General features: G+C 70.0%; 7 protein-coding genes. 5 read left to right on the forward strand and 2 right to left on the reverse strand.

Annotated elements, in window-relative coordinates:
* The first annotated feature begins 40 nt into the window (after positions 1-40).
* A complete protein-coding gene (locus tag KD1_RS07315) occupies positions 41-1,330 on the forward strand; it encodes an adenylosuccinate synthase (RefSeq protein WP_068399739.1) in 1,290 nt (429 codons plus the stop codon).
* A 110-nt stretch (positions 1,331-1,440) separates the two neighbouring features.
* Here KD1_RS07315 and KD1_RS07320 read toward each other — a convergent pair whose 3' ends face one another.
* Entirely contained in the window at positions 1,441-3,666 is a 2,226-nt protein-coding gene (locus KD1_RS07320; protein ID WP_245627315.1) for a HelD family protein, read from the reverse strand.
* A gap of 82 nt (positions 3,667-3,748) precedes the next feature.
* Positions 3,749-4,810, reverse strand: a complete 1,062-nt coding sequence (locus tag KD1_RS17345) for a helix-turn-helix transcriptional regulator (protein WP_157073230.1) — start codon at positions 4,808-4,810, stop codon at positions 3,749-3,751.
* A 234-nt stretch (positions 4,811-5,044) separates the two neighbouring features.
* On the opposite strand from KD1_RS17345, the gene purD reads away from it, so the two are divergent.
* From purD to KD1_RS07345, 4 genes are all read left to right on the forward strand, one after another.
* Positions 5,045-6,325 (forward strand): phosphoribosylamine--glycine ligase, encoded by a 1,281-nt coding sequence (gene purD / locus KD1_RS07330; RefSeq protein WP_068399770.1) that lies wholly within the window; start codon positions 5,045-5,047, stop codon positions 6,323-6,325.
* Positions 6,322-8,040, forward strand: coding sequence for a DUF885 domain-containing protein (locus tag KD1_RS07335; protein ID WP_068399745.1), 1,719 nt, complete (start codon positions 6,322-6,324; stop codon positions 8,038-8,040). Before purD ends, KD1_RS07335 begins: the two co-directional genes overlap by 4 nt.
* 171 nt (positions 8,041-8,211) lie before the next feature.
* Positions 8,212-8,478, forward strand: coding sequence for an addiction module protein (locus KD1_RS07340; RefSeq protein ID WP_068399749.1), 267 nt, complete (start codon positions 8,212-8,214; stop codon positions 8,476-8,478).
* 31 nt (positions 8,479-8,509) lie between these two features.
* Positions 8,510-9,080, forward strand: a 571-nt coding sequence (locus tag KD1_RS07345) for a phosphoribosylaminoimidazolesuccinocarboxamide synthase (RefSeq protein ID WP_281177606.1), incomplete at its 3' end; no start/stop codon positions are given.

Here is a 9,080-nt window from a genome sequence, read left to right on the forward strand (position 1 = left end):
AGCGGGGCCCCGTCGTGTGTCCAGAAGGGGAGGTCGGTCGATGCCGGCGATCGTGTTGGTCGGAGCCCAGTGGGGCGACGAGGGCAAGGGCAAGGCCACCGACCTGATGGGCCGTGACGTCGACTACGTCGTCAAGTTCAACGGCGGCAACAACGCCGGGCACACCGTGGTCATCGACGGGCAGAAGTTCGCCCTCCACCTGCTGCCGTCGGGCATCCTCAGCCCTGGCGTCGTCCCGGTCATCGGCAACGGTGTCGTCATCGACCTCAAGGTGCTCTTCGAGGAGTTGGACGGCCTTCAGGCTCGTGGCGTGGACACCTCCCGCCTGCGCATCAGCGCGAACGCCCACGTCATCGCGCCGTACAACCGCACGCTCGACCAGGTCAACGAGCGCTTCTTGGGCAAGCGCAAGATCGGCACGACCGGTCGCGGCATCGGCCCGACCTACGCCGACAAGATGAACCGGATCGGCGTGCGCATCCAGGACCTCTTCGACGAGGCGATCCTGAGGCAGAAGGTCGAGTCGGCGCTCGACTACAAGAACCAGGTCCTCGTCAAGCTGTACAACCGCCGCGCGATCGACGCCGACCTGGTCATCGAGGAGCTGTTGTCCTACGTCCCGCGCCTCGCGCCAATGGTGACCGACACCTCGCTCGAGCTGGAGCAGGCCCTCGACGCCGGCAAGAACGTGCTCCTCGAGGCCGGCCAAGCGACGCTCCTCGATGTCGACCACGGCACCTACCCGTTCGTGACCTCCTCGTCGGCCACCGCCGGCGGTGCGTGCACCGGCTCGGGCATCCCGCCGACCCGCGTCAGCCGCGTCATCGCGATCCTCAAGGCGTACACGACCCGCGTGGGCGAGGGCCCGTTCCCGACCGAGTTGTTCGACGACGACGGTGAGTTCCTGCGCAAGACCGGAGCGGAGTACGGCACCACCACGGGTCGCCCGCGGCGCACCGGGTGGCTCGACACGGTCATCGGCCGCTACGCCACCCGCATCAACGGCGTGACCGACTTCGTCATCACCAAGCTCGACGTGCTCACCGGTCTGGAGAAGGTGCCGGTCTGCGTCGCGTACGAGGTCGACGGGGTGCGTCACGACCAGATGCCGGTCAACCAGAGCGACTTCCACCACGCGAAGCCGATCTATGAAGAACTCGACGGCTGGTTCGAGGACATCACGCACTGCCGCACCTTCGACGAGCTGCCTGCTGCGGCCCAGCGTTATGTGCTGCGCGTCGAGGAGCTCATCGGCGCGCGCGTCTCCGCCATCGGCGTCGGCCCCGGCCGCGAGGCGATCATCGAGCGGCACCCTCTCCTCGACAAGTAGCCCCACCTGAAGTCAGCGTCACCCAGCGACTGGTCAATCTTTGCGACGTAAGGCGTGCTTACGTCGCAAAGATTGACCAGTCGGCGGGGTAGCGGCGAAGGGGGGAGGGCTCACGCGGGGCGGAGGACCGTCATGCGATGCGCCGCACGCGTGAGCACCACGTACAGCACCCGCACGCCACCGGGCGATTCCTCGGTGATCGCGTCCGGGTCGACCACGACCGTCGCATCCCACTCCAACCCCTTGGTCGACAGCGGATCCAGCACCCGCACGCGCCCATCGCCCACTCCGTCCAGATGCGCCACCCGATCCTCGTGCCGCCGCGGCGTGATCACCGCAATCGCCCCCTCGACCGACTCCAACAACGCAGACACCGCCGACTCCACCGCCGGCCCCACCTCGTCGAACGACGCCTCCACCGGATGCACCCCGGTCTCGCGCACCGCCGCCGGAATGTCCGCATCCGGCACCTGCGCCACGATGACATCGCGCGCATAGTCGAAGATCTCCCGCGCATTGCGGTAGTTCGTCGTCATGTGGAACGACCGACGCACCTGCTTCCCGAACGCCTCCGACCGCGCCGCGCCCGCCTCGTCCAGATCCGACCACGACGCCTGCGCGCGATCCCCGACGACCGTCCACGACGCATGCCGCCCCCGCCGGCCGATCATCCGCCACTGCATCGGCGACAGGTCCTGCGCCTCGTCGACGAGGATGTGCGCGTACTCGCCCCCACGCCCGATCCGCCCGTCGAGCAACCGCTCCCGCGCCTGCGTCGGCGTCACATGCGCCGACACCTCGCGCGACACCAGCCGCTGCCCGGTCACCGTCAACTCCTCGACCCCACCGAGCTCCTCGATCTCGTAGAAGCTGCGTTCCTCCTCGACGACATCCACAACGAGCCCGACCCGCCCGCTGAGGTCATCGATGAGCGCGACATCGGCGACCGACCACGTGCCCACCTCCAACGCGTCCCGGTAGCTCTGCGCCAGCGCCGCGGTCTCATCGAGGTCGAGCACACCCTTGGTCAGCCGGTAGGCCCAATCCGTGTCGGTCAGCCACAGCAGCGCCTCACGCGGGTCGACCTGGGGCCACCACTGCGCCATGAAGTCGTCCACCGCCATCGACGAGTCGAACGCGTCCAAGAACTCGCCCCGGTCGCCCTCGCGCGAGATCGCCACCCACGCGGCCTCGGCCAACGCCGCACGCGCCGCCGCCACGGCCTCATTGCGCCGAGCGGAGCGCAGCACATCCTTGCGCACGCGCTTGAGCACGCTCTCGTCGAGCCGAATCGCATGCCCCCCGACGAACTCCCGAAACTCCGTCGGCGCCCCCGGCACGGCACTCTGCGCCAACCGCTGCAGCACCCGCCGAATCCGCAGCGACCCCTTGATCGCCGCGACCTCGGGCGAATCGAGTCGCGTCGCCGTGACGACATCGACGAGATCACCGACGGAGCGCAGTGTGACCGAGTCCTCGCCGAGCGAGGGCAGCACGCGCTCGATGTAGGCCGTGTACGCCGCCGACGGTCCGATGACGAGAATCCCGCCGGCCTCGTACCGCCGACGGTTGGCGTACAGCAGGTACGCCGCGCGGTGCAATGCCACGACGGTCTTGCCGGTGCCCGGCCCGCCGGTGATCTCGGTGACCCCACGGGCATCGGCGCGGATCGCCTCGTCCTGATGCTTCTGGATCGTCGCGACGATGTCTCGCATCTGCCCGCCGCGCGAGCGCGTCAAGGCCGCGAGCAGCGCTCCGTCACCGACGATCGTCAGGTCCTCGGGCGCCTCGGGCACCATGAGGTCGTCCTCCACCCCAAGCACGACATCACCACGGGAGCGCAGTACGCGCCGCCGAATCACGCCGTGCGGCTCGACGGGGGTGGCCCGGTAGAACGGCGAGGCGGCGGGCGCGCGCCAGTCGATGACCAGCGGCTCGTACTCGTCGTCGCGCACCCCGAGTCGGCCGATGTAGCGCACCTCCCGGTCGTCCAACGACATGTCGGAGCCGTGATCGAGGTCGAGGCGTCCGAACACCAGGCCCTCGTACTGGTTGGCCAGCGACGCCTGCCGGCGCGCGGCGTTGAACACCAGGGCGTCCCGCTCGAAGAGCCCGGACATCTCCTCGTCGCGCACATCGCCGGTGCGGTCGGTGCGGCCACGCGACAGCCCGTCGGTGGCGACCAGGTCGGCGCGGTCGTTGGCCTTGGCGAGTTCGGCCATGACCCGATCGAGGTGGGCCTGCTCGTGGGCGACCTCGGCCGCCACCTCGGGGCTGATCGAGGGGGCTGCGGTTTGTGGGGCTCGGTCCGAACCCAGGGTGCGCTGATCCGTCACGGTGACTCTCGCTCGTTCTACGGGAACAGGCGAGTCTAATCATCGAGAGATGACCGTGGGGTGATCCGGGTCGGTAACCCGGCTACACCAGCCCCCGCCGGTGGGCCTCGACCCCGGCCTGGAACCGGCTCCGCGCCCCGAGCACATCGAGGATCCGCCGGATACGACGCTCCACCGTGCGCACGCTCACACCGAGTTCACGGGCCATCGCCGAGTCGGCCGCGCCGGTGGCGAGCAGCGACAGCAAGAGGTGGTCGCGATCATCGAGGTGCGGGCCGGGCTCTTCGGTATTGGTCGCGTCCGGATCGGGCCGCCGCCGGCCCTTGGGCAGGGGAATGCAGTGGGCGTGGATGAGTCGAATCATCGCGGCGACCCCACGGCTGAGCGGAGCGTCGCGCAGGATCAGTGCCAACTGCCCCTCGGCCCGCTCGGGCGCCGGCAGTTGCAGGATCAGCGACTCGTCGTCCACGACCACCGCGTTGAACGCCACATTGGGGGAGACCCGCACGTTGTCCCCGCGCGCGACCCGCCGCTGCAGCGTCGCCAGGGTGGCGGTCGACTCGATGACGGCTGCGCCGACCACGGTGAGCCGATCGATCACGCTGGGCATGTCGAAGTCCGGGAGTTCGGACACCTCCGGGCTCGCCGGTGGCATCGACACGCCACGCATGGCCACGAGCGAGGTGTGCGCGGCGGCCATGATCGCCCCGCCGACGGGCACGATCTCCTCCGGGGCGAGCACCCGCACCGGCAGCGCATCATCGAGGTGTGACTCGTGCGAGGGGTGTGCGCGCCGGTACACGTCGGTGAAACCGTGGATCGACTCCTGCAGCAGCGCCACCTGCCGCTCCACGGCCGAGGCATAACTGGCCATCGCGAGATCAGGTGGGGGCACGCTGATCCGCCCATCGGCCAACGGAACCGCCAACCCGCGCGCGGCCATCTGCTCGAGCATCTCGTCGACCGACACGTCGGGTCCGGCCATGGCGCCCAGGGCATCCCGCGTCGCCTCAGGCGTGCGCAGCAGCGAGATGTAGGCAGCATTGAGGAGGTTCTCGTCCATCATCGCGCTGGCCTCCGGCCGGGGTGTGGGGGCGGTCGTCGCGGTGCGTCGCGGCGACGGTTCCACCAAAACCTGTCGCATCTCGGACATTGTCGGAAACACGCCATGTTCTGGCTTGCAAAGACGGTACCGAACTTGTCAAAGTTGCCATGTCGCCAAGTGCGATTGCGCAGAGCGCCGGTACCCCCCCAACGCCGGAGGCCGCGCTGCGGGGCGCAGTGCTCATATCGGGTCCCCTACCCACCGAGCACTGCGCCCCCTCCTATTTCCCCGACGGATCGGCGTTCGCCCGGGTCCGCACTAGGCTTGCCGCTCATGAAGGTCCTCGTCATCGGTTCCGGCGCGCGTGAGCACGCACTCGTCCGCGGTCTGGCCGCCGACCCCTCCGTCACCGCGGTGTTCGCCGCTCCGGGCAACCCGGGCATGGCCGACCAGGCCACCCTCGTCGCCCTCGCCAGCGCCACCGATGGCCCCGCCGTCGTCGCCGCCGCCCGCGAGCACGACATCGACCTCGTCGTCGTCGGCCCCGAGGCGCCGCTCGTGGCGGGTGTGGCTGATGCCGTGCGCGAGGCCGGGATCGCCTGTTTCGGCCCGTCGGCGCAGGCCGCCCAGCTCGAGGGCAGCAAGGCGTTCGCCAAGGAGATCATGGCCGCGGCCGGGGTGCCGACCGGCCAGCCGCGGGTCTGTTCGACGATGGACCAGGTCGCCCGCGCGATGGCCGAGTTCGGCGCTCCGTTCGTCATCAAGGAGGACGGACTGGCCGCCGGCAAGGGCGTGGTCGTCACCGATGATGCCGATCTCGCCTCCGAACACGCGTCGGCGTGCCTGGCGAAGAAGGGCGGGCGGGTCGTGGTCGAGGAGTTCCTCGACGGGCCGGAGGTCTCGCTCTTCTGCCTGACCGACGGCGTCACGGTTGTGCCGCTCGAGCCGGCGCAGGACTTCAAGCGTGTCGGCGACGATGACCTCGGCCCGAACACCGGCGGCATGGGTGCGTACACGCCGTTGCCGTGGGCGCCGGCCGATCTCGTCGAGCAGGTCGTCGCGCAGGTCGCGCAGCCGACGATCGACGAGATGGCCCGCCGCGGAGCGCCGTTCGCCGGGGTGTTGTATGTCGGCCTGGCCATGACCTCGGGCGGGCCGCGCGTCATCGAGTTCAACGCGCGCTTCGGCGATCCGGAGACCCAGGGCGTGCTCGCGCGCCTGCGCACCCCGCTCGGGGGCGTGTTGCTCGCGGCGGCGCAGGGGCGATTGGCGGAGCTCGGTGCGCTTGAGTGGGATCCGCGATCGGCGGTGACGGTGGTGGTCGCCTCCGAGAACTACCCGGGCACCCCGCGCACCGGCGACTCGATCGGCGGGCTGCCGCAGCCGCGCGACGACGCGTACGTGCTGCACGCCGGCACCGCCCTCAAGGACGGGCAGCTCGTCAGCGCCGGCGGCCGCGTGCTGTCGGTCGTCGCGCTCGGTGCCGACCTGACGCAGGCGCGCGAGCGGGCGTACGAGGTCGTCGACGCGATCGAGTTGCGCGGTTCGCATCACCGCACCGACATCGCCGCGAAGGCCGCGCGTGGTGAGGTGTCGATCCCGGTGGCGTCGTGACCGGGTCGCCGCGGGCGGCCACGGCGTTGGATGCCCTGGCCGACGCCCACCTCGACGCCGTCGTGGCGCTCAGCCCGCTGACCGCGACGTTCCTGGGTGTGCCCGGGCGGCATGACGAGATCGATGACCTGTCGATCGAGGGGCTGCGCGCGAGCCGCGACCTGGCCGCCGACACCCTTGCGCGACTGGCAGGCGTCGAGCCCGTCGACGACGTCGACCGCGTCACCGCCGCCGCACTGCGCGAACGTCTGGGCGTCGAGGTCGAGACCCTGGATCTGCAGTTGAGTGGCGGAGCGCCGATCGACCTCAACGTCATCGAGTCACCGCCGCAGACCCTGCGGGACGTGTTCGACCTCATGCCCAAGGATTCCGCCGACGACTGGGCGACGATCGCCGGGCGGTTGGCGGCCGTCGCGCCGGCGCTGGCGCAGTACACGTCGGCGTTGACGTGGTCGGCGCAGCAGGGGCAGATCGCCCCGCGCCGGCAGGTGGAGAAGGTCGCCGACCAGTGCCGAGATCAAGCCGGTGATGAGACGAGCACGTACGACGCGCTGCTCCGTGAAGCCGCCGACCAACCCGAGGAGGTGCGGGCGACGCTGACCACCGGGGTGGAGTCGGCCAAGGCGGCCTACGGCCGGCTCGCGATCTACCTCGACGGACTGGCCGACCAAGCACCGAGCGCCGACGCGTGCGGCCGTGAGGTGTATCAGTTGCGCTCGCGGTCCTTCCTGGGCGCGACGATCGATCTTGAGGAGACGTACCGCTGGGGTCAGGCCGAGGTCGAGCGGATCGACGGGCTCATGCGCGAGACGGCCGAGCAGATCCGCCCCGGCGCGAGCGTGGCCGAGGCGATCGCGACCCTCGACGCCGACCCGCGCTACGAGCTCGACAGCACCGAGGCGCTTCAGGCGTGGATGCAACGTGCGGCCGACGAGGCGGTGGCGCGGCTGGCCGATTCACAGTTCGACATTCCCGAGCCGGTGCGCCGCATCGAGTGCCTGATCGCGCCGAGTCAGACCGGCGGCATCTACTACACGCCTCCGGCCGCGGACTTCAGTCGCCCGGGCCGCATGTGGTGGTCGGTGCCCCAGGGTGTCACCCGGTTCACGACGTGGCGCGAGTTGACGACGGTGTACCACGAGGGCGTGCCGGGGCATCACCTCCAGGTCGGGCAGACAGTCTACCGTTCGGCGCTCCTGAACCGGTGGCGGCGGCTGGCGGCGTGGACCTCGGGCCACGGCGAGGGCTGGGCGCTGTACGCCGAGTGGCTCATGGCCGACCTCGGGTACATGGACGATCCGGGTGACCGGATGGGGCTGCTCGACGGGCAGTCGCTGCGGGCCGCGCGCGTGGTCATCGACATCGGCGTGCACTGCGGGTTCGAGGCTCCGGCGGAGGTCGGTGGCGGCGCGTGGACGTACGACAAGGCGTGGCGGTACCTCAACGCGCACAGCAACCTCGAGGAGGGCATGGCCCGCTTCGAACTCGACCGCTACCTCGGGTGGCCCGGCCAGGCGCCGTCGTACAAGGTCGGCGAGCGCGAGTGGCTGCGGTTGCGCGATGAGGTCAAGGCCATTGACGGAGCATCGTTCGATCTGAAGGCGTTCCACCGCCGGGCCCTCGACGTCGGCAGTGTCGGGCTCGACACGCTGCGCGAGGCCCTCCTGGGCGGCAGCGACGCACCCACATCCCCAGCCCCACCTGGTTCGAGGTAGCCCCCTCCCCGGTTCGAGGTAGCCCCCTCCCGGTTCGAGGTGTCGGCGGCCCTTGTAAGGCCCTCCAGCACCTCGAACCGTGCCGGGCTCAGAGGCGGGAAGCGTCGCGCCAGACGGTGTCGTCCGGGCGGCGCTGGCCGATCATTGGCCTGCCTACGTACAGTGGGAGACATGTCACCCGACGCCGCAACCCTGATCCGAGACGCGCTCGCTCTCGACGTCGATCAGCGTGCGGTCGTGGTCAACGCTCTGCTCGAAAGCCTCCATCACGCGGGCGGCACGGGCGAGGTCGATACCGCTTGGCGTGCCGAAGTCACCCGGCGACTGGCCGAGGTGCGGGCCGGGGCGGTCACGTCGGTGGATGCCGACGAGCGCTACGCGAGTCTGCGTGCCCCGCTGAACGCATCACCCGCCCCAGCGACTGTCCACGCCCACTGAGGGGCTGAGTTCCATGCGCGATGATGGGCGCATGACGTCGTCTTCACCGCTCGATCTGCCCGGCTACGCCCATGTCTATTCGGGCAAGGTCCGTGATCTGTACGCCCCACTCGACGCGGATGGTCGGCCCCGCAATGACCAGCTCCTCCTGGTGGCCAGTGACCGCATCAGCGCGTACGACTTCATCCTCGACACCCCGATCCCGGACAAGGGCGCGGTGCTGACGCAGATGTCGCTGTGGTGGTTCGACCAGCTCAAGGACGTCATCGGCAACCACGTCATCTCCACCGATGTGCCCGACGCGGTGGCCCGCCGCGCGGTGCTTGTCGAGCGGCTCGACATGCTCCCGGTCGAATGCGTGGCGCGCGCGTACCTGACCGGCGGCGGTTTGAAGGAGTACCAGGCCGATGGGCACGTCTCCGGTATCGAGTTGCCGCCGGGTCTGGTCGATGGGTCGGAGTTGCCCGAGCCGATCTTCACGCCGAGTACGAAGGCGCCGCAGGGTGAGCATGACCAGCCGATGCCGTACGGCGATGTCGAGATCGAGATCGGAGCCGAGCGCGCGGCCCAGGTGCGCGACCTCACGATCGCGATTCTCCACC

The sequence above is a fragment of the Kribbia dieselivorans NBRC 106261 genome, from assembly GCF_001552435.1.
Classification (GTDB): domain Bacteria; phylum Actinomycetota; class Actinomycetes; order Actinomycetales; family Dermatophilaceae; genus Kribbia; species Kribbia dieselivorans.